A 26,637-nucleotide genomic window follows, 5' to 3' on the forward strand; every position below is an offset into this window, starting at 1 on the left:
GAGAGGAAGTTTCGGAGGTTGGAGAAAATAGCGATGCTACATCTATATATATAGGAGAAAGTGGTGAACTGACATCTTTTTCTGGGGATTTAGATGAGGGAACCGCAGAGGCCACAGAGGGCACAGAGGGAGGAAGAAGAGAGGAAGTTTCGGAGGTTGGAGAAAATAGCGATGCTACATCTATATATATAGGAGAAAGTGGTGAACTGACATCTATATATACAGGTAAAATCTATTTGGTGGGTCACGCTCATTTAGACTTGGCTTGGCTGTGGCCTGTCCCGGAAACTTGGGAAGCGGCACAGCGAACTTTTGAGTCGGTATTGAAATTGCAATCAGAATTTCCCGATTTGATTTTCTGTCATTCAACTCCGGCGCTTTATGCTTGGATGGAAGAACATCGGCCGGACTTATTTGCTGCGATTAAAAAACAGGTGGCGGCGGGTTGCTGGGAAGTTGTCGGCGGGATGTGGGTAGAACCGGATTTAAACTTGATTTCCGCTGAGTCAATGGTGCGGCAAGTTTTTTACGGACAGCTTTATGCAAAAGAAAAATTTGGGGAATTGATGCGGGTAGCTTGGCTACCTGATACTTTCGGTTTTGGGTGGCAATTACCTCAGATTTTGCGGCAAGGTGGAGTTGATTATTTTGTGACGCAAAAGTTGCGGTGGAATGATACAACGGAATTTCCCTACGGTGCGTTTTGGTGGGAAGGGTTGGACGGTACTAAAATATTTAGTATGATGTCTGCTCCAATTGGTGAAAGCATAGAATCTGTGAAAATGGCAAGTTATGCTTTTGACTGGCAAGTTAAGACAGGTTTGCAAGATGCTCTTTGGTTGCCTGGGGTTGGCGACCACGGCGGTGGCCCGACTCGTGATATGTTGGAGGTGGCGAAACGCTGGAAAATGTCGCCTTTTTTCCCAAGGTTGGAGTTTGCGAAAGCGGTTGATTATTTGTCTTTGATTGAGAGTCAGTTTTTACCGGCAGTTGCGGAAAGTTCGCAGGAAAGCGATGTGGCAAAATCGGACAATCAGGAGATTTTGCGGGCGCGAGAATTGTCAAACTTGTCGGCAATTTCGGATGCAAATCGTCCCATCTCACAACTCAAAGCTATTCCCCGCATTCTCCCTGTTTGGAAAGACGAACTTTATTTAGAATTCCACCGGGGTTGCTACACGACTCGCGCCGACCAAAAACGCCAAAACCGCCGCAGCGAAGAATTGCTCTACCAAGCGGAGTTGCTGTCTTCGCTGGCCACTATTTGTACTGGCGCGGTTTATCCGAAATCTGAGTTAGAATCAGCTTGGAAACAAATTTTGTTTAACCAGTTTCACGATATTTTGCCCGGTTCTGCGATCGCCCAAGTTTATGCGGATGCTAATCTAGCCTTTGCCGAGGTCGATCGCACTTGTCGCGAAATTCTGCTACAATCTTTGGATGCACTCTCGGCTCAAATTTCTCTGCCTTCCCCTCCTGGGCCCGACGCTCAACCGATTTTGATTTTCAATACTCTCAATTGGTCGCGCTCTGAGGTTGTCGCCGTACCGCTTCCCGATTCGGCTGATTCAGCTTGGCAAATTTACGATGTTTCCCGACGGCGATTGGTGTCGCAGATGGAAACGGGCGATCGACCGCAATCGCACTCTACACTGTTATTTTGGGCCAATAATCTCCCCGCCGTTGGCTACCACGTGTTTTGGCTGTGTCGCGAAGACGCTCAAACTGTGGATAATGCGTCCGCGAGTCCAGAAACTGAAAAAAAGACAGAGTTATCGAAACTTACATACGGTATAGCACAAAAAAACACACATTGTCAAGAAACGCATTTTGCAACCGCAGAAATGGTGTTAGAAAATGAATTTATTCGGGCAACAGTAGACGGGAAAACTGGCAATTTATCGAGCATTTGGGATAAAGTAAATAACCGAGAAGTCCTGAATGCTGCAGGCGGCAATCAACTGCAAGCATTTCAAGATAGTGGCCAATATTGGGATGCTTGGAACATCGACCCAAATTATGAAAAACATCAACTACCAGCGCCGATACTGAAAAATATTTCCTGGATAGCACAGGGAGAAATACGGCAGAGTTTGCGCGTAGTCCGACAAATTGGTAAATCGGAGTTTTGCCAAGATTATATAGTAGAAATAGGTTCGCCGCTGCTGAAAATCAAGACAGTTGCTGATTGGCAAGAAAAGCACGTTTTAGTAAAAGCAGCCTTTGGGTTAAATGTAGAAGCAGATTTTGCAACTTGCGAAATTCCCGGCGGTGCGATCGATCGCACAACCAAGCCGCAAACACCCGCCAAAAAAGCCAAATGGGAAGTGCCGATTTTGCGCTGGACTGATATCAGCAATGACGGTTTTGGAGTGAGTTTGCTCAACGATTGCAAATACGGTTGCGACCTTCAACCAAATCAAATTCGCCTAACTTTGCTTCGGGGTTCGACTTGGCCGGATGAACAAGCAGATGTAGGAGTTTCGGAATTTACTTATGCAGTCTATCCCCATGCTGGAAATTGGCAAGAAGCCGACACAGTTCGACAGGGGTACGAGTTGAATTTACCGCTGCTAGTAAAGGTGTTACCCAAGTTAGAGGAAAATGGCAACAAGACTCTGCCGACAGTTGGCAAGTTTTTGGATTTGTCCGCCGAAAATTTAGTGCTGATGGCTTTCAAACAATCGGAAGACGATTCTAATGTGTGGATTTTGCGGTGTTACGAGTGTCACGGTGAAGAGGCGAAGTTGGAATTAAAGAGCGATTTGAATTTGGTGATTAGTCAGCCTGTCGATTTATTAGAACAACCCATAAATTTGCCCCAGAAGTCAGACGATGGGACAAGTTTCACAATATCAGCGTGGAAAATAGCCAGTTTTGCAGTCAATTTATCATTACCAATTGAGATATAGTACCCCATCGCAAATTTATCCAACCTTTTGAGACTTTGCGAACTTAGTGCGAACAAAATTTGCCAACCTGCGCCAATTAGCCCTCACAACTTTCTTCTGATCTAAAATATGCAAAATCGCGAAGGCTAAAAATGTGTACGCCAGCCAAAAATGCAAACTCCTTCCCAGATCAACCATTGCAGAATTCTGCGGAAACACATCCGGTAAAACAATGCCGAAAAATTTCACATTGTTACTTTTGTAAGAGTTAGAAGGTAAGAAACCCGCAACCGGAACTAGCCACATAAAAACGTACAAAGTCGCGTGCAGAGCAAAATTTTTGTACCATTCCTTTGTAAACTTTGGCAGGCGTTTTGTATATTTTTTCCACCATACCCGCAGCAGAGTCAAAATCCGCCAAGTCAGCAAAGCCATTGTCAGCACCGCTACGGATTTGTGAAAATCGTAAAGGTGGCCTCGAATAAACAATTCTCTCGGCAATCGAGCCATAGACGTACCGGTAATAAACAGCACTAAATAGCAAGCTGACATTACCCAGTGTAAGGACATCAGTTGTTTGAACGCAGAATTAAGTCTGGGTTTCGCAGCGGGTTTTAGGGTACTCACTTTTTCTTACCTCCTTAGCGTTTGCTGCACAAGATTAAGTATAAACTATGGGACTAAAGCCCGTGGCCGATTGTGCATTATAAGATTTACTTAACTTAAGTATTATAAATATTTATTAAAAAGTTAAATTAACTATATTCACGATCGTCATTCCGAGCAAAAAAAACGATCGTATTGGGGTCGATCGCCTCCCAAGCAGTTTTCAGGTCGAGTATCCCCAAAGCCACCGCACTCATCTGACTCGATAATTGCAACCGCCGCCCGGTTCATCCGCAGCCCCAGCAAATATCCCAAACCGAATCCGAAGTAGGTCAGTCCCAATACTAGGTATTTGAGTGTTATCATATATACTTAAAACCATTGATTGCCGATTTTTTTTATTGTCTAGGATGTTAAAAGTACAGACTGGGTAATTGCAGCTAAACCTGCTGGCATTGCAACTAGCGGGAAATATCGCCGACAGACGGTCTACTAACTACAAACAAACACAGTGGTTGCATTGGGAAGCAAAAATCAGGGTGCTGGACAAGTGGTGATTTTGTTACAAGTTGTAACTTTTTTCAAACAACAGGTTTAATTTAGTTTCACAAAAAAGTTAAATTCCAGAAAGTAAAATTAATTACAGTCGAGTTAAGCTAAAAGTGTTTGCTAAAAAAAGTAATTCAAGCAACCTAGAAACCAAGAATTCTCACTTAACTGGCACGGACGGCGAGTTGGCGACAGCAAAACTTTCGTGCAGCCAACAAGTCGAACAAGATTGGTATGGAACTCTCTACGAGAATTTTCCTGGCATTTACTTCGTTCTAGACGCTTTGGGAAGAGTTTTTTCGCTCAATCAATTCGGTGCGTCTCGCCTTGCCTACAAATCGCAGGAATTAATTTGTCATTCAATCTTTAACATATTTTATTGCCAAGAGCAAGGCAAAATGCAGGCAGAATTTGCCGGATTGGCCCAGCCGGAAAATGGTACGCCCACTCCAAAAATTGCCTGTTGGGAAGGCTGCTTGACTTGCAAAGACGGCAAGATTATTAGGGTAAAAGCAACCGCGCGCCCAATGCCGGCGGTAGATTGGAAAATAGAGGAAAATACCAACGGTCGCTCAATTGCCAATTTCCAACGGCCGGCTGTACTGTTAGTTTGCGAAGAAATTAAGGCGGCTTCGCAGTTACCCACGTCGCCCAACCAGAGAGGAAATTGGCGCAGTCCAACTTTAGCGATCGCAAAATTAGCCAAAAGTCAACTTAAAGAACGCCACAATATAGAAGGCTTGATCCGCGAAGTAACAGAAACCGCTGTCAGTATTGTCAAGTGCGATCGAGCCAGTATTTGGCTGTATGGCGAAGACAAAACGCAGCTTCACTGCATCGACCTTTACGAACAAAATACTAAACTCCATTCTGTACAAATAATTATCACAGCAGCCGACTGTCCGGCATATTTTCAAGCTTTAAAATCTGCAAGTGCGATCGCTACTGTGGCAGCAGAAAATGACCCCAGAACGCGAGAACTTGTAGGTCTTTATTTGCTCGACCAGGGCACTACTTCCCTGTTAAACGTACCGATTGTGCTAGCAGGTAAAATGGCGGGAATAGTCAGCGCCGAACGCCAGGGTTCTGACGGTGATTGGACGGAAGAAGAACACGAATTTACCCAAATATTAGCAGATTTTGTATCCTCTACTTTGTCAGCTAGCGAAAAGTTAAAATTAGAAGCAATGCGGCACGAACAGCAGCAAAACTTGCTGACCCAATACTACGATCAACTAGAAGAAAGAGTAGAAAGACGTACTGCTGAGCTCAAAAAAGCTAATCAAAAACTGCAAAAAGAAATAATTAAAAGAAAACAAGCCGAAGCAGAACTACGCCTGCAGCAACAAGAACAGCAAATAATTTTTGATTCCGTGCCGGCGATGATTTGGCTCAAAGATACCGAAAGTCGCCTGCTGCGAATTAATCAAGCTGCCGCTGCATCCAGAGGTTTGCCCGCAGCTCAATTAGAAGGTAAATCTTTTTATGAAATCTATCCAGACGAAGCAGAGCAATATTATTTAGAAGATTTGGAAGTAATCAATTCTGGCGTTCCCAAGCAGGGCCAAGTCGAACTGCTACCAACAGCATCGGGTCAAAAATGCTGGGTGCGGACAGATAAAATACCTTACCGCGATGAAACAGGTAAAGTCGCTGGCGTAATCGTGTTTGCAGTAGATATTAGTGATTTAATTAGAGTCGAAAAAGAACTGCGAGAATATCGCGATCGCCTCGCACAAAAAGTCGATAAACGTACTGCTATGTACAGGCAAGCCATGACCGCTTTGTACTCGGCAAATACGCAATTGCAACAGTTAATTAACAACAGCTATGCCTCTGGCGAAAATGGCAGCAGCCACTCAGCATCCCGCTTGCTCGAATGCGAAGCTTATTTTGAAGCAGTTGCCGTGGCAGACCGCGACACAATTTTGAGCGTCAGCAGTAATTTTGCCCAACTTTTCGGTTACGAACCTGCGGAAATGGCGGGAATGAGCTTGCTGGAACTACTGTCGCCGAAATCATACAAACAGGCGTCGCAAATGATTTCTGCAGCCAGCAATACAGTCTGTGAAACTATTTTTCTCAAGCGAGATGGAACTGCTTTTCCTGCTGATGTTCGTAGTAAATTCGTATTTTGGGAAGGTCGTTTAGTACAGGTAAAAGCAGTCCGAGACCTCACGGAACGCAAATTGACCGCAGCAGAATTAGAGCGATCGCGCTCTCTGCTGCACGCTACCTTGGAAGCAACGGCAGACGGCATTCTCGCCGTTACTACCGCCGGAGAAATGATTAGTTATAACGAAAAGTTAGTTCAAATGTGGGGAATTTATGAAGAAGTTAGAAACTCAATGGATAGAACGGTGCGGCTGGCATTTCTCACTAAGCAAGTGAAAGATCCGAGGGCTTTTTTGCAGAGAGTTAAAGAATTTTATAGCGATGCGGAGTCGGAAGGTTGCGATATTCTAGAATTTAAAGACGGCCGCACTTTTGAGCGCTACACGCAGCCGATTCGAGTCGGACAAAATATTATTGGCAGGGTGTGGCGCTTCCGCGATATTACCTCTCGCGAAAAGGTGACAGCAATGTTGGGAGATTCTCAAAGGCGCTTTCGGGCAATTTTTGATTCTTCTTTCCAATTTGTGAGCTTATTGAAACCGGACGGCACTCTGCTGGAAGCTAACCAAACTTCTCTGGACTTTGCGGGAATTAAGCTACGGGATGTGGCAAATAAACCGTTTTGGCTGTTGCCCTGGTGGGGAGATTCTGAGGAAGTTCAGGAACAGTTGCAAGAGGCGATTTCTCGATCGGCAAAAGGTGAATTTGTCCGCTATGAAGTGGAAGTTCAAGGTGTAAATCGGACGGCAACTGTTGATTTTTCTCTCAAACCGGTCGCGGATGAAACTGGCAAAATAGTATTGTTGCTGCCGGAAGGTCGGGACATTACTCAAAGTAAGCAAGCCCAAGTCGCGCTGCGGCAACAAATAGAACGGGAACGCCTGATCGGGCAGATTCAATCGCGCATCCGTTCTTCTCTGGATCTCCAAGATATTCTCAACACTACAGTAGCGGAAGTGCGGGAGTTTTTGGCAACCGATCGCGTGCTGATTTTCCGCTTCCGACCCGACTGGAACGGAGATGTGGTGGTGGAGTCGGTTGCAGAAGGATGGATGCCACTCAAGGGGATGGGAATTGAGGATTGCTGTTTTGCCAATACTTACATCGGACAGTATTTAAAGGGTCGCATTCGCGCCATAGAGAATATTCATGCTTCTAATTTGACTGAGTGTCACCTTAATTTTTTGGACGCGTGTCAGGTGAAGGCAAATTTGGTGGTGCCGATTGTCCAGCAGGGAATAGAACCGAGGGAAGGTAACAGTTCTTGTCAAGTGCCGAAGTTGTGGGGTTTGCTGATTGCCCACCACTGTTCGGCACCCCGCCAGTGGCAGCAGTTTGACGTGGATTTGCTGAGTCAGTTGGGCACTCAAGTTGCGATCGCGATCGAACAATCTTTACTTTACCAGCAGTTAGCGGCTGCCAACCAGCGGTTGGACGGGTTAGCGAATTTGGACAGTCTGACTCAATTAGCTAACCGCCGCCGTTTTGACGAGGTGATCAATCGAGAATGGGAACAGTCGAGCTCTTTGGAACCGCTATCTTTGATTCTGTGCGACATTGACTGTTTTAAACTTTACAACGACAATTACGGCCACCAAGCCGGGGATGCTTGTTTGCAGCAAGTGGCGCGGGCGATCGGGGATGCTTGCACAAACGCACCCGCAGAACGCCTCTATTTGGCCGCTAGGTACGGCGGCGAGGAATTTGGGGTAATTTTGCCAAATACGGATGTCGTCGCTGCACAGGCGGTTGCGGAGGGAATCCGCAGCCGCGTCAAAGCTTTGGCAATTCCCCACATCAAGTCTGTTGTCAGTGATTGTGTGACTCTCAGCTTGGGAGTTGCGGCCGTTTCGCCCAGTCAAAATTCCCCGAAAATGTTGATTGAAGCTGCGGATAAGGCACTTTATCGAGCGAAGTCTGGCGGGCGCGATCGAGTGGCTATTAATGAGTAATCAGGTTATTTTAAATTTGAGATTTTAGATTTTGGAATTACTGATGAAGCTGCTGGTTTGGAGCTTGTCTGCTGTGGCATTCTTTTTTGAAACGGGTATTACTAAAAAAGCGATCGCCCTAACTGGCATAAAGTTAGTGCGATCGCGGTACTATGAATCAGCTATTTATCTATCAGACTCGGCGCGGAATTTTTACGCATTTTCACTGATTTTTTTACAAAACTTTACCGTGAGTAGCGTACAAATATCCAAAAACCACGTTTCTCTACCCGATCTCTCTTTTTTTATTGAACCGCAGAGGGCACAGAGAGCACAGAGGAAGAGAAAAGAGCAAGGAAGGAGTTCGCAATTGATTGGGGATTGCTATAGCAATTACTCACCTATTTCGCTAACAGTTTTTGAAACACCTCATACATATCCTCAGCCAACTTTTTAGGATTCCACAAAGGTGCGAGATGTTCTGGCTGCTTAGATTTTACTAAATGTTCTTTCACCGCATTTCTGAAACCAGCATCGCGGCCAAACTTAACTCCCCACTGCGTGTATTCCTCCCAACTCCACGCCGCACCAACATCAACATTTGCACTTTTCAGAAAAGCGTAACCCATCCGCGAAAGATATTGGTCGCCCGATCGAGTTACCACTGGCAAATTCGCCCACAAAGCCTCTAAATTGTGAGTCCCGCCGTTGTAAGGATAGGAATCTAAAAGCACGTCGGCTACATAATAAATAGCCCGATGTTCTTCTTCACTTCTGGTTTGCCCTATAAACTTAATCCGACCAAAATCTACTCCCTGAATTTCGCATTCTTGGCGGTAAGTGCTGTGAATAACATCGGGGTCGCCTTGACCTTTGCGGATTAACACACTATCTGGTACTTCCTTAAGGATTTTAACTTGAGCTTGTACCATTTCTGGATTGGTTTTTCTCCCAGGCGCAACGCACAAATAAGTCATTTGCTCTAAGCCAATTCCGAGAGCGTTTCTAATCGCCTCTCGATTCACAGGAATGCTTTGCAGTGCGCCAATTGCTACCGAACCAGCAGGCAATCTTACTAACTTTTCTAAGTAATTTTTTTCAACACCAGGGGGGTGAGTGTGTTCGTCGCACAGAAAGTAGTGATTATCTGAAATGTAGGGTGCGTCAAATCCTAGCCAAGAAACGCAGATTCCCGCAGGATATTGATACAGCACTTCCACATTTGTTGGCACTGTCATCGAGTCTAAGTCTATCAATACATCCAAGTTGTCTTGCGCTACTTCGGCGAAGATTTCACCGCCGTCAGCAAAGCCGTTTGGATATTTTTTAGGCCAGTAAAACTTGCCCGCCATGTCTTCAAACCGCTGCGTAACCTCATCTCGGTGGAGTTTCCCGGTGACGTAAAGGTGAACGTGGGGGGTGATGTGGCTTAATTCGCGAATTAAAGCTTCGCTGCACCAGCCTACTGAGTGGCGGCGGAAGTGTTTGGAAAGGAAGCCGATTTTTAAAGGACGCTGTTCTTTTGTTTGGTAATTTGCTAGGTTGCTTCTGTTAATTTCCTGGCGCTTAGGAACGGCTTTTTGGTAGTATTCTTTGGCAATGAGTCTGTAGAAACTGGCATTTTTTTCGCGGTTGTCTCGCAGGTGAGAAACTGCAAACAGGAAGATTTCGTAGAGCAGTTTTAGTTCGATCATGCTAAAGGTTTCGACCTTTTCGTAGCAGAGTGTTTCGATTTCTTCGAGTTTCTGAATCGCCTGTTTGCTGACACCTGATTGCAGGTAGGAAAAGACGTAGGCTGTAGCTGACATTACTGGGGCATTTTCGCCGCAGTTTTCGCAGTATTTGTCGGCTACGTTGCGGGCTCCGGCTAGGTTGGTGGAATGGCTTAGCAAGTCGCACAGTTGTTGGTAGGCTTCGCTAAATTTGGGGTTGCATTCGATCGCCTTTTCAAAATTGGCGATCGCCTCCAACGGCTTATCTTGTTTTTGAATGTGTCCCATCCGGCAGTAAACCTCTGCCCAATTCGGTTTTAATGCTAGGGCTTGCTGATAGCTGGCTAGGGCTTCTTCCAGTCGCCCCAGCATGGAAAAACAACTGCCGAGGTTAGCGTGAACTTCCGGCCAATCGGGCTTGATTTTGAGAGTGTTTTGATAATTAGTAATCGCTTCTTCGTACTTGTTTTGCTGTAAAAAAGAATTGGCTATATTGAAGTGCAAAACTTCTAAATGTGGCTTTAAAGCTACAGCTTTCTGATAGTAAGCGATGGCGGCGTCGAGATTGCCTTGTTGCGATCGCGCGCTGCCGATGTTACCGTAGGCTTCTGCCCAATCCGGTTTAATGGCGATCGCATTTTCGTAGCTTTCGATGGCTTCCTCGCGCTTTCCTTGGCCCAAAAGTCGATTACCTAAGTTAAAGTGGAAGTCTGCACCGACTAGCTGCGGGTTGAGTTCGGATGTTCTTTTAAAACAGGCGATCGCTGCTTCGATGTTGCCGTGTTTCTGATATACTTTCCCTAAGTTCCAGTGAGCGCCCGCTAAATCTGGACTGAGGGCAATGGCTTGCTGGTAATGGGCGATCGCTTCTTCCAAACGCCCCATTTTGAAATACATACTGCCGATATTGGCGCGCACTTCCGCAAAATTTGGCTGCAATTCTAGGGCTTGAGAATATGAACGAATGGCAGCTTCAGTTTTGCCTCCTGCTTGCAAGGCATTGCCTAAAGTGACGTAAGCATAGATGAAATCCGGTCGAATTTTTAGCGCTTGCTGACAAGCTGCGATCGCCTCTTTAATTTTACCTTGAACTAAAAAGTTTTCGGCGAGTTTTTTGTACGGTTCTACTTCTTGAAAATTGGCAACTTGTCCGCTATCGGGAACATTTAACGAGGTAACTTGTTCGGAAAGTTCGGCGGGGTTGGTAAACGGAGTATTTAAAGTCTCAGTGGTGGGCGCGGGCGGCAAATTGATGCTCGAAGGCTGCAAGCCGTAGCCTTCATCTTTGTTGACAGATACTGGTTGCTGTTCCCCTGATTCTGTTTCTAATTCGATAAAGTTGCTGTCGGTAGTTTCCCGCTGTTTTTGTGCGAGCAAACTCGATAATTTCTCAGCAGCACTGGCATCTCCCGGTTGCAGTTGCAGCACTTTTTGATAGCAAGCAATGGCTGCATCTAACTTTTCTTGCTGCTGCAAAACGCTGCCCAGCATCATATTAACTGAGCTTAATTGAGGATTAATGGCAAGAGCTTTTTGGTAATAATTTGCCGCCTGTTCCAATTGCCCTAACTTGTAATACATACTGCCGAGATTTGCGCTAGCTTCGGCAAATTCCGGCTGAATTTTTAAAGCTTGCAAGTAAGCTTGAATGGCCATTTCCAGTTTGTTTTGACTGTGCAGGGCATTGCCCATTGTCAAGTAAGCAGGAGCAAAAGTGGGTTGAAATTGAAGAGCGACATTACAAGAGGCGATCGCCTTTTCAAATTCTCCTTGCAAAACATAAACTTCCGCCAACTTTTTATGAACTTCTGCATCTTCGGGATTGAACTCTAAAGCTTTCTGATAGTTCTCGATGGCGCCACCGAGATCACCCTGATCTTTCCGCCAATTTCCCTTTTGAAAATAATCTCTCACTGCCTCTAAACCTACTAAAGAATTCCCGATCATTTGCTCTGCCACTCTTACAGGTTTTACACTAATACTATTCAGCCATTCTACCCACTTTCGGGAACGCACAGACCAAGTACACCCTTGATTTATATATTCTACCTGCTGTCTTAAATGATTTTCAGCAGTGGCGCTGCCCGCACCCGTCCCCTCATTTAAAACTCCGACTATCGCCTCTAAAAACCGCCTTGTATATCCCTCCCAATCTGCGTTGCCCGCCCGCTTCCAATTAGTTATCGATGCAAAATTTTCCACCCCTGACATTGAAACTAGACGGGCAAATCCAGCAGTTGTTTCCGGCAAAGCTGCCAATTCACTCGTCACAATCCGGCAACCGCAGGCCATCGCCTCCATCACGGCAATAGATGAGGTTTCCAAATAGGTATTCGGGTAAGCTAAAACCGCCACTGAACGCAGTTGCCGGACGAGTTCGGGTTGCGGTACGGAACCGACGTACTCCACGCCTTCTGTTTCCTGACACTGGCGGTAAAGTTGACCGAAAAAAAGCTGGTTATCATTGTCGTCTATTTGGTGTACTTTCATGCTTGAAAATACTTTTAATCTGGTTCCGGGGACAGCTTGACGAATTTCGGGAAAGACTTTTAACAAAATATCGAGTCCGCGAAATGGAGTGCTGGTGTAAGCTAGAATGGGCGGTCGAGATTTATGAGATAGGATAGAAATATTATCGGCGAAAATGTTAGCAAAACAAGGTGCGATCGCATTTCTTAAAACACAACTGCGATTAAAGTCAATCCCAAAGCGCCGGTGAAATTGCTCGCGTTGCCAGTCGCTGACAAATACAAAGGCATCGCAAGCATTTATTTCTCGCTGATTATTGAAATCTTGGAGGAATACAAAGCCCGGTTCGTTATGAATCCACAAAATTAACTTAGTTCGATGCCCCAAAAGCGGTTTAATTTCCAGCGCTTTGCCGACTATATTGACTATAACTAAAAAATCGAGCGATCGCAGCAATTCTAAATTAGATTTGTCCCCCACCCTGCGCCTGCAATCAACGCCGCGCCACATCCCCGACTCGGAAGTATTGTTGAGCAAAAATACCTCGTTTCCCTGTGCAGCCAACGCCTCAGCTAAGTAACAAATAGCCGACTGAGTGCCGCCCAAAGGTTTGCAGTAAGGAGTTTCAATATTGTAATCCCAAGTGTAGGTATCGAGAAATCCAATTTTCATTGTGGCAATTATCCGCCGATTTGTGAACTATCTTTTTTTTATTTAACCGCAGAGGACGCAGAGGGCGCAGAGAAAAAAGAGAGAAGTTCCCACTTGAAATAATTTGCGAGTTCCCTCTCTTCTTCTTCTTCCTCTCTGCGTTCTCTGCGCTCTCTGCGGTTAAATAAATCCATAATAAATGGTATAATCTTAAAACTATTAAGGAGTACCGAACATGACCACAGAACAAGATCCCGTAAAATTGATGAAACAGCAAGTCGGCTTTGCTGCCGCCGATCGCGTAAAATCTGGTATGATTGTCGGACTCGGCACCGGGTCAACTACAGCTTATACTATTCAAGCATTGGGCGATCGCATAAAATCCGGTGAACTCAAAGATATCAAAGGAGTGCCGACATCTTTTCAATCAGAAGTGTTAGCCAAACAGTACGGAGTACCCCTGACAACACTAGATGAAATTGACAGAATTGATGTGGCTATTGACGGGGCTGATGAAGTAGATCCCCACCTCAACTTAATTAAAGGTGGTGGCGCCGCCCACACCCGCGAAAAAGTTGTCGATTATCTCGCCACTCAATTTATTGTAGTAGTTGACAGTTCCAAAATCGTAGATAAATTGGGTTCGACTTTTCGCGTCCCCATCGAAGTTATACCGATGGCATTAACACCAGTGATGCGCGCCATTGAAAAATTGGGTGGCAAACCAGAACTCCGCATGGGCGTGAAAAAAGCAGGCCCCGTAATTACCGATCAAGGTAATATGGTAATTGATGTCAAATTTGATGACATTGCCAACCCCGGAGAAATGGAAAAAAGCTTGAATAACATCCCCGGTGTGTTAGAAAATGGTTTGTTTGTAGACTGTACAGATTTGGTTTTAGTCGGCGAAATCCAAGACGGAAAACCAGTAGTACGCGAAATTTCTAAATAGTCAAAACTGCCCTGGTTTGGTCAAACACTCTTTGTGGAACAGGCATCTTGCCTGTTCAGCGGAATGCTGCAAAAACTCTTTGTGGAACAGGCATCTTGCCTGTTCAGGAAAATGCTGCAAAACCTCTTTGTGGAACAGGCATCTTGCCTGTTCAGAAGAATGCTGCAAAAACTCTTTGTGGAACAGGCATCTTGCCTGTTCAGGAAAATGCTGCAATATGCGATTTACAACCCGCAAAAACACCAAAAACAAGGTTTCTTACCCTATAGCAACCGCCAAGACTCTTAAGAATTTCTTAATCAGTGAAACCCTTGCGATTGTTCAGTCTTCCTTCTTCCTGACATCCGTTACATCCGTTACATAATCCGTTGCCGAACTTCCTTCATCTATAGCTTTGACTTTGATTATGATGATGCAATATCGCAGATTCGGTCGCACAGAATTATCCATGCCCGTCTTTTCCTGCGGTGGCATGAGATATCAGTATAAATGGCAAGACGTGCCAGCCAATGAAATTCCCCCAGACAATCAACAAAATCTAGAAGCGACGATTCGCTACTCGATTGAATGCGGCATCAATCACATAGAAACTGCTCGCGGTTACGGCACTTCCGAGATGCAATTGGGGTTAATTTTGCCGAACTTTCCCCGCGAAAAGTTGATAGTGCAAACGAAAGTTAGCCCCCAACCAAACTCCCAAGAGTTCCGCGAAGAATTTGAAAAATCCTTAGCTTATTTGCAACTGGAATACGTGGATTTACTGTCGCTACATGGCATTAATACATGGGAATTGCTAGAGGAGTCTATTCGTCCGGGCGGCTGCATGGATGTGGCGAGAAAGTTGCAAGCAGAAGGGAAAGTTAAGTTTATTGGTTTCTCAACTCACGGCCCGACGGATGTGATTGTCAAAACAATTGAAACTAATCAATTTGATTATCTTAACTTGCACTGGTACTACATCAATCAAAGTAATTGGCAGGCTATTGAAGCTGCTAAACGTCACGATATGGGCGTTTTTATTATCAGTCCTTCCGATAAAGGCGGTCAACTTTACAGCCCGCCGCAAAAATTGGTAGATTTGTGCTATCCGTTGAGTCCGATGGTGTTTAATGATTTGTTTTGTTTGTCGCATCCGCAAGTACACACTTTGAGTTTGGGCGCAGCCAAACCTGAAGATTTTAACGAGCATCTTAAAGCTGTAGAATTGTTAGATAGAGCAGATGAAATTTTGCCACCGATATTAGAAAAGTTAGAAAAAGCAGCAATTGATAAATTAGGAGAAGATTGGTTTAAGACTTGGCACGTCGGTTTACCAACTATCGAAAATACTCCCGGAGGTATTAATATTTATGTGATTCTGTGGCTGTGGAATTTGGCGCAGGCTTACGATACGATCGACTATTGCAAGATGCGCTACAACCTTTTAGGTAATGCGGGCCACTGGTTCCCAGGCCAAAAAGCCGTAGCTTGCGGGGCGGAACGCCATCGCCTCGATGAATTAGACTTGCGCCGCTGCCTAGCCCACAGTCCCCACGCTGCTAAAATTCCCGGTATTCTCCAAGCAGCCGATCGGCTTTTTGGAGGCGAAGCCATCCAGCGTTTGTCCCAAGAATAATCTAAAAAAAAACCCGGTTTCGAGACAGAAACCGGGTTGGTGAACCGGAGCACGTGAGTTAGTTACGCGCATACAATTAGCCTATACTTGAGAAACTCTCATAACCATCCCCCATCCGTCTCATCCATTCGGGCGATACAACTTTTTTTCTCAACTCACTCCCATTTTGCTTCAATCTGAGATAAAACAGTTAATAATTCACTTAGGTACTTTTTATGACTCTCAAACGCCGAGATTTCTTGTATTTGCTGACTGCCAGCGTCGGAGCTATTACCGGAGGTGCTTGCCAAGCATCAGGAAATAATTTAACGCAACCAAGTCCAACTGCCGAAGCAACCAAGATAGCTCAAACTCCGGGGCCTTTTACACTGCCACCTCTGCCCTACGAATACAATGCTTTAGAACCGCATATCGATGCGCGGACAATGCAATTTCACCACGACAAACACCACGCCGCTTACATTAAAAACCTCAACGAGGCTATCAGCAAATACCCGCAACTAAAAAACGTGAGTGCGGAAAATATGCTGCGAGACTTGAGTAAAGTGCCGGAAGATATTCGCACGGCTGTTCGCAATAACGGCGGCGCACACTTAAATCACAATATGTATTGGAAAATCATGAGTCCCAATGGTGGTGGCGAACCCACAGGGGCAATTGCCACAGCAATTAAGCAAACTTTCGGCAGTTTTGACGCTTTTAAAGAAAAATTCAATGATGCAGGTACAAAGCGTTTTGGCAGTGGTTGGGTTTGGCTAGTCCGCACAAAAGCCGGCAAACTTGAGATTGCAACTACTCCCAATCAAGACACTCCTTTCATGCAGGGAAATTATCCAATTATGGGCAACGATGTTTGGGAACACGCTTATTATCTCAAGTACCAAAACTTGCGCGGCGACTATTTGAAAGCTTGGTGGAATGTGGTTAACTGGGCGGAAATTAACCAGCGCTACGAAAAGGCGATCGGGTAGTTTTCAATTAGATGAAATAAAGCAGACGGCGCCGTGCCCTTCTTCGTGTCAACTTAAGACTGAAACCCCTGAGAAATCTCGCTTTTAGCCCAGTCTCGATCCCCCAAAATCCCCCTTAATAAGGGGAGTAGGGGTTGACTTTGAGCATATTTCTTGTCCCCCCCTTCGTAGGGGCGGTGCGACCCCTACTCCCCGTGCCCGCCCTAGGCGCCGGGGGGATCAGGACCTAATCGGTAGACGGTATACTAATACTACTTTTGACATTAAGTTGACACTAACGGGCAGTGCCGTGTCCCTACTAGCGCACGGGACGCTCGAACTGCTGTACAACTTTCCGCAAGTAAACACAGTGCCGTGCCCCTTGACTCGTCGGCGTTGTGAATGCTTCGACTGACTCAACGGTGCCGCCCAAATGCTCGATCGCCCTTTGCAACTCCGTCTCTTCCTCCACCGTCCAATTCCCACGGTAAAGTACCGCCAAACCGCCATTTTTTAGCAGAGGCAGCGCGCATTTAGCGCAGAGAGGAGCGGCTCCAACTGCTCTGAGAACGGCTAAATCATAAGCTTGTTTGTGCTGTGGCGCTCTGGCAATTTCATCGGCTCTGCCCAACAAAGTCGCCGCATTTTCTATCCCTAAAGACGGCACAACTGTTTCCAAAAAAGTAATTTTTTTGCGGGTAGAATCGAGCAAAGTAACTGATAGTTGTGGCAGGGCGATCGCGATCGGCAGGCCCGGAAAACCCCCACCTGTCCCGATATCGATCGCTTTCTGCACCGACTCGGCGGACAATTCGGGATTTTCCGCCGAATTGTGATTAGCTGGCAGCAGTTTCGCAATTCCCCGCAGAGAATCCCACAAATGTTTTTCCCAAAACTCCATCGGCTCAGTAATTCGAGTTAAATTCAAGGAGCGATTTCCCTCGACAATTAACTCATAAAGTCGCTGAAATTGTTGCTGCTGCGACTCATCCGGCTGCCAATGCAGCGTTTTTTGCCACAACTCATTCATCTGGGGCAACACAGGCATTGTCATTTGATTCATCTTCTCTTCCCACTCTTTTGTAAGCTCTGCAAATTCTCTGCACTTAAAAATGCTTCATAATGCGATAGACCCGTCGCACTAACGAATGACTAATGACTAATGACTAATGACTAATGACTAATGACTAATGACTAATGACTAATGACTAACAAAACTCGTTTCCTTAGCTTCTAATTTAGCCCGATCGACCTCCTGCAAATCCCCGTGGTTTAGAGTCCAAAATTTATCGGCTACACTCAACAAATCGCTAGCATCGTGAGTAACAATCAACAAAGTCCAGTGACTTTTCAACTTACTCAACAAGCTTACCAACTGCCGCCGCATCGACCAATCCAAACCCGCCGTCGGTTCGTCCAAAAGTAGCAAATGCGGCTGCCGAATTAGCTGCACCGCCAGCGCTACCCTCCGCTGTTGTCCGCCGCTCAAAGCGTGGGGGGAAGCGCGCAGCGGCAAATGTCCGAGTCCCACTTCTGCCATTGCTGAGTTAATTTGTTCTTGTCCCAATTCAGGATGCCCCAACCGCAATTCTTCTAAAATTGTGCCCCCGCAAAAATGCCTTTCTGGAAACTGGAAGACTAACCCTCCTAACTGTTGCAAGTGTTCCGGTGTTAATTCCTGTTCCCGCCAGCGGATGTCGCCGCTAGTTTTTTCGGCTAAACCTGCTAATATTTCTAATAGCGTACTTTTGCCTGAGCCGCTGCGACCCACAATCAGCCCCATTTGCTGCGATGGCAGTTCTAAGTTAATATTTTTCAGAATAGGATTCGGACAGGCGGTAGGATGATATACTAAGTTTTTTAGATAAAGCATTAACGGCAGTTGTTAGTTGGCAGTTGGCAGTTGGCAGTTGGCAGTTGGCAGTTGGCAGTTGTTAACAGTCAACAATCAACATTCAACAATCAGAAAAATAGTTATTGTTGGAGCGGGGAACTTCGGGTTGTGCTATTGATAGTTAAGGCTGTTTTTGGCTGGGGTCGATCGCACACAATTATTTTACATAAATCTTAACAAAAATTTCCTTTTTTTTCAGGAGTGGCGTTTGATTTTTCTGTTTTTTCATGGTATATTTTAATAATGGAAATCCGTCAGTAAATATATTACAAGTCACACTTCCATTATTAAAATATACCGCAACAGCTATAAAAAATCAAGCAAATTTCACTCTTTTTTTGGTCGCGGCCCGAAAGTCTGAAAATTTCACTCTCTTGTTTCTAGTTTACAGTATATTCCATTGAGAGAATTGACGATGACGAAAAACCCTTTAGCATCGGTGGGCAAGCAAATGTTAAGTTCTAAACAGACAGTGCGGGCGATCACCAGTGCAGGAGCGATCGCCCTCAGCATCTGCATTAACTCAGCAGTAGCGGGCGATCCCTTTCGCAGCAGCAACCCGCAGGCGATCGGGCCCAACACCGAAACCGCTTTCAAAACAATGTTTCAGCAAGGAAACTACAAACAAGCAAAAGCTCAAATTCAACAAGCACTATCAGCCGAACCAAACGAGCCGCTAGCCTATGCGATGGCAGCCTCCCTATCCTACATCGAAAAAGACTTCAACTCGATGAATTCCTACGCGCAAAAAACCCGCGAAGTCGGCGAAAAATTGGCTAAAACTAATCCATTGCGCGGCAATATTTACACAGCAGCCGGCCACTTTCTAGAAGGGGCGAACATTATAGCCAAAGAAGGAACAGCCAAAGGCGCGCCCCAAGCTTTGAGTAAATTGCGAGTAGTATTTCAATACCTAGAGGCCGCCGACAAAATAGCGCCCAACGACCCCGAACTCAACCTGATCAAAGGCTACATGGACTTAATGCTAGCCACAAACCTGCCCTTTTCCAACCCCAACGAAGCAATTCAAAGACTCGAACAAAAAGCCTCTCCCCGCTACTTAGCTTATCGCGGCATGGCAGTAGGCTATCGAGACTTGAAAAAGTACGATCGCGCTTTAGAGTTTGCCAACAAATCCCTAGCAGAAACGCCCAATAATCCAGAAGTTCTCTATCTAAAAGGACAAATCTTGTTTTCGCAATCCCAGGGAAAAGACAGCAACAAAACCTTACTTGAGGAAGCCCGAAAAAACTTGGACGCAGCCTTAGCAAAACCTGACCAACTGCCGCGTAGTTTAGTAGCCGAAATCTTCTTTCAGCAGTGCAGAACCCGTAACCGTCTCGACAGCAAATCTCGCGCCTGCGACCCCATGCGCGATAAAATTAGAGATGCAGATGGAGTCTGGGGGCCGGCGGCCTTACCACCACTATAAAAACACCAAAAAACTATGCAAGTAGAGTTTCGCGAGTTTAACCCCTTTGACCTCTGGATTTGGCTGAAGTTCAGCAACGTGCCTTCAAACGGTGAAAAACAGTATGTTGAAGAAGTGTTTGACTCTTGGTTTTTCTTGGGAAAACTTGGAGGATTTAATGCGGAAAATTTGCAAGTTCAAGATGAAGGCTTAGACATCAGTGATATGAATTACGATGTTAATCTAGCCGACCAAAGCATGATGGCTTTGATGCACAATATGGGAGAAATGGAGTATCAAGGTTCTTGGGCTCGCTGCTGGTTTGATTTGGGTACTAGCGATGCAATTGGACTCGATGTTTTGATTAATGTTTTCCAGCAACTCAGCAAAGAATTCGTAACGATTGAAAAACTAATTATCGGCGGTGAAAATATAGACTGGCCAATTGAAAATAGGAGGAGCAGAGAGGGTTTTGCAGCCGATAATTAGTCATTAGTGATTACTCATTAGGGGCGGCTTCTACTCGTTACTAGGAAGAGCCTGGTAACACATATCCAGAGGATCTGCCTCCTATGAAAGCTGCTCCGAAAGCGAGGCAGAGCCTCTGGACATTGATTCCTAGGCTCTGCCTAGGAACCAGTTAATGATTGATTACTAATGACTGATGACTAATTATGCAAAAAGGTAAAATTCGCGTAATTGTTTTAGGATTAATTCGATCGGGCGATCGCATCTTCGTGTCAGAATGCGAAGATCCCGTCAAACAAGACACATTTTACCGCGCTTTGGGCGGCGGCGTAGAATTTGGAGAGCACAGCATCGACGCTTTGCAAAGAGAGTTTCAAGAAGAAATTCAAGCCGAGTTAACAAATATCAAATATTTGGCTTGTTTAGAAAACTTCTTTGTTTATAATGGCAAAGCCGGACACGAATTAATACAACTATACCAGTGCGATTTTGTTGATTCCAAATTTTATGAATTGGAGAGTCTGGATTTTGCAGACGGAGATGGGGAACATACTGCATTTTGGATACCGATCGATCGCTTTCGATCGGGCGAATTGCGCCTAGTTCCCGACAAATTTATCGACTACTGCGAAAGCTAATAACTCAACCAATACCAAAAAACAAATACCTGATATGGGAGAATTACACCTAAAATATTTGCCGTAGGGGCGGGTTTCACCCGAAATATTTGCTATAACTAACAGGATGAATAAACCCGCCCCTTCCTTCTTCCGCCCAGCGCGTTACATTTAACTAGCGAAAACTAGGCAGAGTCCGCAACACCTCATAGAGAAGAGAGTTAATAAAACCGAGGGCGATAGCCCCCAGCAAAGCACTCCAAATTCCCCACCGCAAGCGAAACCCTTCGACTAGCCAAGCCGCCAATCCAAACATAGCAGCGTTGATAACAATTGCAAACAAGCTATAAGTTGGCAACGCAAATGGTTCAACATTTCCCACAAAAATAGGCCGCACCAAAGCATTCAGCAATCCAAAAACGGCAGCCGAAATCATCGCTTTTCCAAAACTGTCAATATCTACCCCGATGGGCAGCTTGGAAATTATAAAAAAGCTCACTGAAGTTACCAGCCAAGCAATTGCCAGCGAAAAGATGTCGATCTTCATGCGGCCATCTCCTTAAAAAAGCTAAACATTAAATAGGAACAACAGCACATCCCCCTCTTGTACAACATACTCTTTTCCTTCACTGCGAACTAAGCCTTTTTCCTTAGCCGCTTTCATCGCGCCCGTAGCAACCAAATCTTCATAAGCTACAGTTTCGGCCCGGATGAAACCCCGCTCAAAATCAGAGTGAATCACCCCCGCAGCTTGCGGTGCCAACATTCCCGCTATGATTGTCCAAGCGCGAGTTTCCTTTGGCCCGCTAGTAAAATAAGTCCGCAAACCCAATAATTCGTAAGTAGCGCGAATCAAAGATTTTAAGCCACCTTCTTTCACCCCCAGAGATTCTAGGAAATCCGTTCGTTCTTCCTCTGATAACTCCACCAATTCTGACTCAACTTGCGCCGAAACTATGACAACCTTAGCATTTTCTACTTCTGCTATTTCCCGTACTTGTTCGACATAGCTATTTCCTGTTGCTAAATCGTCCTCAGACACGTTAGCTGCATAGATAATCGGCTTGTTTGTCAGTAATTCCAAACCTTTAACTAATTCAGCTTCTTCATCTGTGAAACTGTACTGCCGCGCTGGTTTCCCCGCATTCAAAACCACGACTAATTTTTCGAGCACGTCCACTTCTGCCTGGGCTTCCTTGTTGTTGCGGGCTTGTTTGCGAGTGCGATCGAGCCTGCGTTCAATTTGAGCTAAGTCTGCTAGAATTAATTCGAGATTGATAATGTCAATATCTCGCTGGGGATCGACAGAACCCGCAACGTGAATAATATCATCATTGTCAAAACAGCGGACAACGTGGACGATCGCATCTACAGCCCGAATGTGAGACAAAAACTGATTTCCCAGTCCTTCTCCCTGACTCGCCCCCTTCACCAAACCCGCAATATCCACAAACTCCATCCGCGTCGGCACAGTTTGCGCGGAATTGGAAATATTGCTCAGCACCTTCAACCGTTCGTCTGGCACTGCCACGATACCCGTATTTGGCTCGATCGTACAGAAAGGAAAATTAGCAGCAGTCGCCTTGGCATTAGCAACCAGAGCATTAAACAAAGTAGATTTGCCAACATTAGGCAGTCCGACAATTCCGGCAGTAAGCATAGCTATTTAGAAACATATCACTGTTTCAAAATATCATAAGGAATAGCAATATATCTGACTCGTGTGTTATAACTTCCATAGCTAAGCTTGAATAAATATACAACTTGAGGTAGAGGGCTCAATGGTTAACCAGTGGTTAACCAAAGTAACGATCGCTGCGGGGCTATCGCTGCCTCTGTTAGCGCTCACAGCAGCTAGCGTTTTCGCTCAGATGGTCAAAGTTTCGGTGGTTAACAACAGCGGCAAGACGATGACAGCCGTCTATATGTCTCCTCCCGATAAGGATACTTGGGGAGAAAACGAGCTAGAGGCCCCCATTGCCGATCGGGGAAAGGCAGATTTTAAGTGGGATCAAGCTGACTACGGCGGCTCGGATGCGGGCTGTATTTTCGATGTCAGGGCCGAATACTCGGACGGCAAATCCACTGATTTGGGTGCTGTTGACCTTTGTAAAGAGAATGCGCTCAACTTCAATTAATTGATAATTTAGGCAAAAACCGAGTTTTTTCAAGTCTGATATTCCACAAAAATATTGGGGACTTTGGAGAAACCGGTTTTTGCGATCGGCCTCACAAACAATCTTAAATTTCGCGATCGACTAAAACATAATTTAAACAGGTTCAGGGATTGTCTGAGGAATAGGCTCCGGCACTGTTTGAGGAATTGGAGAGGGTACAGTTTCCGGCACCGGTTCGGGAATTGGCTGGGGAATTGGCGCAGGTACCGGCTCCGGTACAAGGCCGGGAATCGGTTCGGGTACTGGGCCCGGCACTGGTGGCGATGCGGGTATAGTCGGCAGCCCCGGTTCGGTACTGGGAATCTGCGGGCCTGGAAACGGAGTAGGGTTGGGAAAAATCACGGCAATTCTATTAATAACTCGATACAATCAGCGTATATAAAAAACTAAAAATACGACATCTATCTAAATAGTGAAAATTTATTAAAATTGATATTTTGTACCATTTTAAATCAGCTTTTTGGAGTAGATGAAAACAACCGGGTTTATCTGTATTTGATTTTTTATGCTGACGGAAAGCAATTTGGTCACAGCCCCCCGGTACAAGCCGTGAACCCTTGAAAAAAGCGTAGCGTACTCATCACGTGCGATCGCTACAGTCCGTGGGAGCAAATCTAAAATCTAAAATCTAAAATCTAAAATCGCGCAATCGATCGCCCTCCGAAAAGCCTTGCCAGCCTGTGGTTTTGCACGACACCTAGCCAAAAGTACAGGTTCTGTCCTGTACTTTTGGCCAGTTGGGAGCTGGCTTTTTGGCTACTTTAAAACTCAACTAAAGAACAGAATCTTTTTAGAGATGATTCTCATAAGATAGAAGCTGTAGATGCCTAACACGCAACAAGGAGACTTTTGAGTATGGCCGGCCCATTTCGCCTTGCACCAAATGAAGTACAATCTCAAATTCCTACTTGGGCTTTGGGAAAAGAGACTGTAGTTATTGTTGACTGTGAAGCTGACGGTCTTTTTGAGATGACGGCAGGAGGTTCACCTTCAGAAACTACTTCTGTGAAAGCAGGTAGCAATGAATTATCGCGAAATTTTGGAGGTGTGCTTTTAGCTGTTAAAAATCTAACAAATGGAGATCTCACGGTGACTACGGTATAAGCGATTGATTAATAATAGGGTGGGTACTGCCCACCCTACAAAAAACTAGCTGTAATTTTTTATCGACTAGGTAAAAGAAAAAAAGTAACAATTTGAAGTCAAGGATTGAAAACAAATGATCGAGAAAATTACTCCACCTGACTTACAACAAACAGATACTTTACTATCTGACTTATTCAAGGAAGTTCAAAAATGGGAAGGTTCTCTAGCTGGCGGAACAAAGCTGGGTGTGGGCGCCGAAGCTATTAATAATTTACTGGAAACCAAAGTTAGCTTTGGCAATCCCAAAGACCGCCTAATTTTACTGACAGAGGAAACTTTCAAAAACAGCGGGACTGAATTGAATGACATCTACAAACAGCAGATGCGCGACCAGTATGAGTTTTATTACATGATATTTTCAGTTGATCTAATCCCCAAAGCAGCCACTCGTTTTTGGCGATTAACCTGCCAACTAGATTTCACACCCAAAGGAGAGCAAGAGCCGATTGTTCAGGCTATTTTCCCAACGGATAAATGGCGAGCGGTAATGAACTTTGGGGTAGGCATGGATGTTAGTTTAAATGGAAACCTCGATTGGATTGCCGGAGTTGACTCATCTCAATTACCTGCTTTTACCGAACTCCTTCCTGGCGAACTAAAAGCCAATGTAGTTAACAAAGATGAATTTAAAGGATTCATCACTATTCCAGCTTTCAAATATGAACTCGGTCATCCAGAAATCCTGGCTGTCGGTGAAAATAACTCCTTTTGTTACTGGCGCATTCAAGACCAAGAACTACAGAAGGTAGGAACCGCAAAGTTTTCTATTGTCTTCAAAGTTCCAAAAGACACAGAATCAATTAATTTGGAGGGTATTGCCTGGGCTGAACCTAAAATCAACTGGCTGGCTGCCGAAATTGGGGATGTGCTTAAGGAAATTCCCTTTAAATTTAGAAGCTTACTAAGTCAGGATGCTGCTGCCAGTAAGTTGGCCCGCGTTGCAGTTGAAAAGTGGACATTGAACCTGCCCCATAGAACTATTGATTCGTAGACTTTTTGTACCAATTCCATAGCCGCTTATCAAACCTATGAGGCTGCTATAAACCGCTTAATTAACCGAGTCGAAACTTAAAGCCATGAAAAGGAAAAGTTACTACACCTGTCGCATTTCTGTTGATGATTACGATGTGCAGATTAAAAAGGTCGATCCTCAAGGGAAAACCTTAGATAAACATTCCGGGAGGCTACGTTACGATATACTGACTAAAGACCAAGAAATCGTAGAGATTATTGAAAAAGCTCGGAATAATCTACTCGGCGATTCCAGGCATTCAAGATTAATTGGCGAAGCTTTGTTTAATGTCTTGTTCGATCCTGGAATTCGAGACGTTTTTGTTAAATTTTACGACGACGTTGTGCATCAGAAAGGGCAGTTTCTGCGTGTTGAACTGGAAATTGAAGAGGAAAAAGCACCTGAATTAGCGGCACTGCCTTGGGAATTTATGTGCATGCCTCCCAATTTGGGTGAGGTTTGGCTGAGTATTGCGCCTAACGTGGTTTTTTCGCGGTATCGATGGCAATCGAGTCCAGCAAAAACTATTCACATAAAAAATAATGAAAAGCTGAGGATTGCTTTGGTTGTATCTGCGCCTAATGATTTAGGAGAAGTTGTTTACGAAGAAGTCCAAAAAGATTTAAAAAGATTGGAGGATGAACAGCCAGAAAAATTTGAGTTGCTACCATTAGATCATCGAGCTAACCGCAAATCTATTGATAGTCTATTGGCTAGAAAACCGCACATTCTTCACTTTATAGGACACGGGCGTTTCGAGCAAGAAAATAATCAGGAAGTTGGGCAGATTGCTTTGACAGAAGACACTGGTAATGCTTGGTGGATTAATGCGGACAGTTTTAGCCAGCTATTTTCTCAACATCGCCCTGGAGTTGTGATATTGCAGGCGTGTGAAGGGGGAATGCAGTCTTCATCGCAGGCTTTCGTTGGCGTTGCTTCCAAAGTAGTTCAACAAAACATTCCAGTTGTTGTGGCGATGCAGTACGAAGTTTCTAACTCCCTAGCCCGTCGTTTTGTTCGTTCTTTTTATGAAAAACTAGGGCAAGAAGAGCCAGTTGATATAGCAGTACAGGAAGGACGAAAAGAAATTGACTACTGTTTGAAAGAGCGGAGGCGCGAGTTTGCCACGCCAGTCCTTTTTATGCGCGTCCCAAATGGTCACTTGTTCAATTGGGAGCAAGAACAGCGCTTGAGTGAGGAGTCACCTGAACCCGCTCAATATTATTATATAAAACCAGGCGATACGCTAGCAAAAATAGCTATCAGCGCCTACGGCGATGGAAATTTATGGTTGAAAATTGCCCAGGCTAATAGAGAGGTAATTCCTGATACAAACTGGCTCGATCCCGGCACAAGAATTTTTATACCTGCACTAGATTCTTAAACCTTAAAAGCAGGGTAAGCTCATCTAATTTGGTATAAATTGTACTTGACAATGAGTCAAATAAGTGAGATGACAACAATGCCACCC

The 26,637-nt window shown here is 45.1% G+C and carries 22 protein-coding genes; 13 read left to right on the forward strand and 9 right to left on the reverse strand.

The genetic code is table 11. From position 1 onward, the window contains the following. Positions 1-2,912: alpha-mannosidase (locus tag QUB24_RS15190; RefSeq protein WP_333153973.1), on the forward strand; the 2,912-nt coding region annotated here is incomplete at its 5' end. A gap of 15 nt (positions 2,913-2,927) precedes the next feature. Here the strand turns inward: QUB24_RS15190 and QUB24_RS15195 are convergent. Continuing rightward, a complete protein-coding gene (locus QUB24_RS15195) occupies positions 2,928-3,518 on the reverse strand; it encodes a cytochrome b/b6 domain-containing protein (protein WP_333153974.1) in 591 nt (196 codons plus the stop codon). Positions 3,519-3,665: 147 nt separating this feature from the next. Next, positions 3,666-3,863, reverse strand: coding sequence for a hypothetical protein (locus QUB24_RS15200; protein ID WP_333153975.1), 198 nt, complete (start codon positions 3,861-3,863; stop codon positions 3,666-3,668). A 296-nt stretch (positions 3,864-4,159) separates the two neighbouring features. On the opposite strand from QUB24_RS15200, the gene QUB24_RS15205 reads away from it, so the two are divergent. Further along, positions 4,160-8,113, forward strand: coding sequence for a PAS domain S-box protein (locus QUB24_RS15205; protein ID WP_333153976.1), 3,954 nt, complete (start codon positions 4,160-4,162; stop codon positions 8,111-8,113). 380 nt (positions 8,114-8,493) lie between these two features. On the opposite strand, the gene QUB24_RS15210 is transcribed toward QUB24_RS15205, so the two are convergent. After that, entirely contained in the window at positions 8,494-12,945 is a 4,452-nt protein-coding gene (locus QUB24_RS15210) for a tetratricopeptide repeat protein (protein WP_333153977.1), read from the reverse strand. 214 nt (positions 12,946-13,159) lie between these two features. Between QUB24_RS15210 and rpiA the strand changes: the two genes are divergently transcribed. Together rpiA and QUB24_RS15220 are read left to right on the forward strand one after the other, a co-directional pair. Further along, a complete protein-coding gene (gene rpiA / locus QUB24_RS15215) occupies positions 13,160-13,876 on the forward strand; it encodes a ribose-5-phosphate isomerase RpiA (RefSeq protein ID WP_333153978.1) in 717 nt (238 codons plus the stop codon). Between the two features lie 33 nt (positions 13,877-13,909). Then, positions 13,910-14,164, forward strand: coding sequence for a hypothetical protein (locus QUB24_RS15220; protein ID WP_333153979.1), 255 nt, complete (start codon positions 13,910-13,912; stop codon positions 14,162-14,164). 33 nt (positions 14,165-14,197) lie between these two features. Here QUB24_RS15220 and QUB24_RS15225 read toward each other — a convergent pair whose 3' ends face one another. Beyond that, entirely contained in the window at positions 14,198-14,326 is a 129-nt protein-coding gene (locus tag QUB24_RS15225; protein WP_333153996.1) for a hypothetical protein, read from the reverse strand. Between QUB24_RS15225 and QUB24_RS15230 the strand changes: the two genes are divergently transcribed. Both QUB24_RS15230 and QUB24_RS15235 read left to right on the forward strand, forming a co-directional pair. Next, complete coding sequence (locus QUB24_RS15230) at positions 14,286-15,491, forward strand: aldo/keto reductase (protein WP_445300412.1); 1,206 nt, start codon at positions 14,286-14,288, stop codon at positions 15,489-15,491. The two genes, QUB24_RS15225 and QUB24_RS15230, sit on opposite strands and share 41 nt — an antisense overlap. 215 nt (positions 15,492-15,706) lie before the next feature. After that, positions 15,707-16,462: a Fe-Mn family superoxide dismutase gene (locus QUB24_RS15235; RefSeq protein ID WP_333153980.1), complete on the forward strand. Its 756-nt coding sequence runs from the start codon at positions 15,707-15,709 to the stop codon at positions 16,460-16,462. A 298-nt stretch (positions 16,463-16,760) separates the two neighbouring features. Here the strand turns inward: QUB24_RS15235 and rsmG are convergent, their stop codons facing one another. Both rsmG and QUB24_RS15245 read right to left on the reverse strand, forming a co-directional pair. After that, positions 16,761-17,504 (reverse strand): 16S rRNA (guanine(527)-N(7))-methyltransferase RsmG, encoded by a 744-nt coding sequence (gene rsmG, locus QUB24_RS15240; RefSeq protein ID WP_333153981.1) that lies wholly within the window; start codon positions 17,502-17,504, stop codon positions 16,761-16,763. 138 nt (positions 17,505-17,642) lie between these two features. Then, positions 17,643-18,314: an energy-coupling factor ABC transporter ATP-binding protein gene (locus QUB24_RS15245; protein ID WP_333053058.1), complete on the reverse strand. Its 672-nt coding sequence runs from the start codon at positions 18,312-18,314 to the stop codon at positions 17,643-17,645. 436 nt (positions 18,315-18,750) lie between these two features. Between QUB24_RS15245 and QUB24_RS15250 the strand changes: the two genes are divergently transcribed. The 3 genes from QUB24_RS15250 to QUB24_RS15260 all read left to right on the forward strand — a co-directional run bounded on the left by QUB24_RS15250 (position 18,751) and on the right by QUB24_RS15260 (position 20,852). Continuing rightward, positions 18,751-19,767: a Sll0314/Alr1548 family TPR repeat-containing protein gene (locus QUB24_RS15250; protein WP_333153982.1), complete on the forward strand. Its 1,017-nt coding sequence runs from the start codon at positions 18,751-18,753 to the stop codon at positions 19,765-19,767. Between the two features lie 15 nt (positions 19,768-19,782). Further along, positions 19,783-20,235 (forward strand): DUF3531 family protein, encoded by a 453-nt coding sequence (locus QUB24_RS15255; protein WP_190659407.1) that lies wholly within the window; start codon positions 19,783-19,785, stop codon positions 20,233-20,235. 185 nt (positions 20,236-20,420) lie between these two features. Next, positions 20,421-20,852, forward strand: coding sequence for an NUDIX hydrolase (locus QUB24_RS15260; RefSeq protein ID WP_333153983.1), 432 nt, complete (start codon positions 20,421-20,423; stop codon positions 20,850-20,852). Between the two features lie 154 nt (positions 20,853-21,006). Here QUB24_RS15260 and QUB24_RS15265 read toward each other — a convergent pair whose 3' ends face one another. Then, positions 21,007-21,372, reverse strand: coding sequence for a phage holin family protein (locus QUB24_RS15265; RefSeq protein WP_333153995.1), 366 nt, complete (start codon positions 21,370-21,372; stop codon positions 21,007-21,009). 27 nt (positions 21,373-21,399) lie between these two features. After that, positions 21,400-22,491, reverse strand: coding sequence for a redox-regulated ATPase YchF (gene ychF / locus QUB24_RS15270; protein WP_333153984.1), 1,092 nt, complete (start codon positions 22,489-22,491; stop codon positions 21,400-21,402). 121 nt (positions 22,492-22,612) lie between these two features. On the opposite strand from ychF, the gene QUB24_RS15275 reads away from it, so the two are divergent. Further along, entirely contained in the window at positions 22,613-22,969 is a 357-nt protein-coding gene (locus tag QUB24_RS15275) for a hypothetical protein (RefSeq protein ID WP_333153985.1), read from the forward strand. 132 nt (positions 22,970-23,101) lie between these two features. Here the strand turns inward: QUB24_RS15275 and QUB24_RS15280 are convergent, their stop codons facing one another. Further along, a complete protein-coding gene (locus QUB24_RS15280; protein ID WP_333053047.1) occupies positions 23,102-23,350 on the reverse strand; it encodes a gamma-aminobutyric acid A receptor, epsilon-like protein in 249 nt (82 codons plus the stop codon). 513 nt (positions 23,351-23,863) lie between these two features. Here QUB24_RS15280 and QUB24_RS15285 point away from each other — a divergent pair. The 3 genes from QUB24_RS15285 to QUB24_RS15295 all read left to right on the forward strand — a co-directional run bounded on the left by QUB24_RS15285 (position 23,864) and on the right by QUB24_RS15295 (position 26,550). Continuing rightward, complete coding sequence (locus QUB24_RS15285) at positions 23,864-24,112, forward strand: hypothetical protein (RefSeq protein ID WP_333153986.1); 249 nt, start codon at positions 23,864-23,866, stop codon at positions 24,110-24,112. Between the two features lie 115 nt (positions 24,113-24,227). Next, positions 24,228-25,145: a hypothetical protein gene (locus tag QUB24_RS15290; RefSeq protein ID WP_333153987.1), complete on the forward strand. Its 918-nt coding sequence runs from the start codon at positions 24,228-24,230 to the stop codon at positions 25,143-25,145. A gap of 85 nt (positions 25,146-25,230) precedes the next feature. Next, positions 25,231-26,550 carry a CHAT domain-containing protein gene (locus tag QUB24_RS15295; RefSeq protein ID WP_333153988.1) on the forward strand — a complete coding sequence of 440 codons (1,320 nt, stop codon included), beginning with the start codon at positions 25,231-25,233 and terminating at the stop codon, positions 26,548-26,550. Positions 26,551-26,637: the final 87 nt, after the last annotated feature.

It is taken from the genome of Microcoleus sp. B9-D4, from assembly GCF_036705105.1.
Classification (GTDB): Bacteria; Cyanobacteriota; Cyanobacteriia; order Cyanobacteriales; family Microcoleaceae; genus Microcoleus.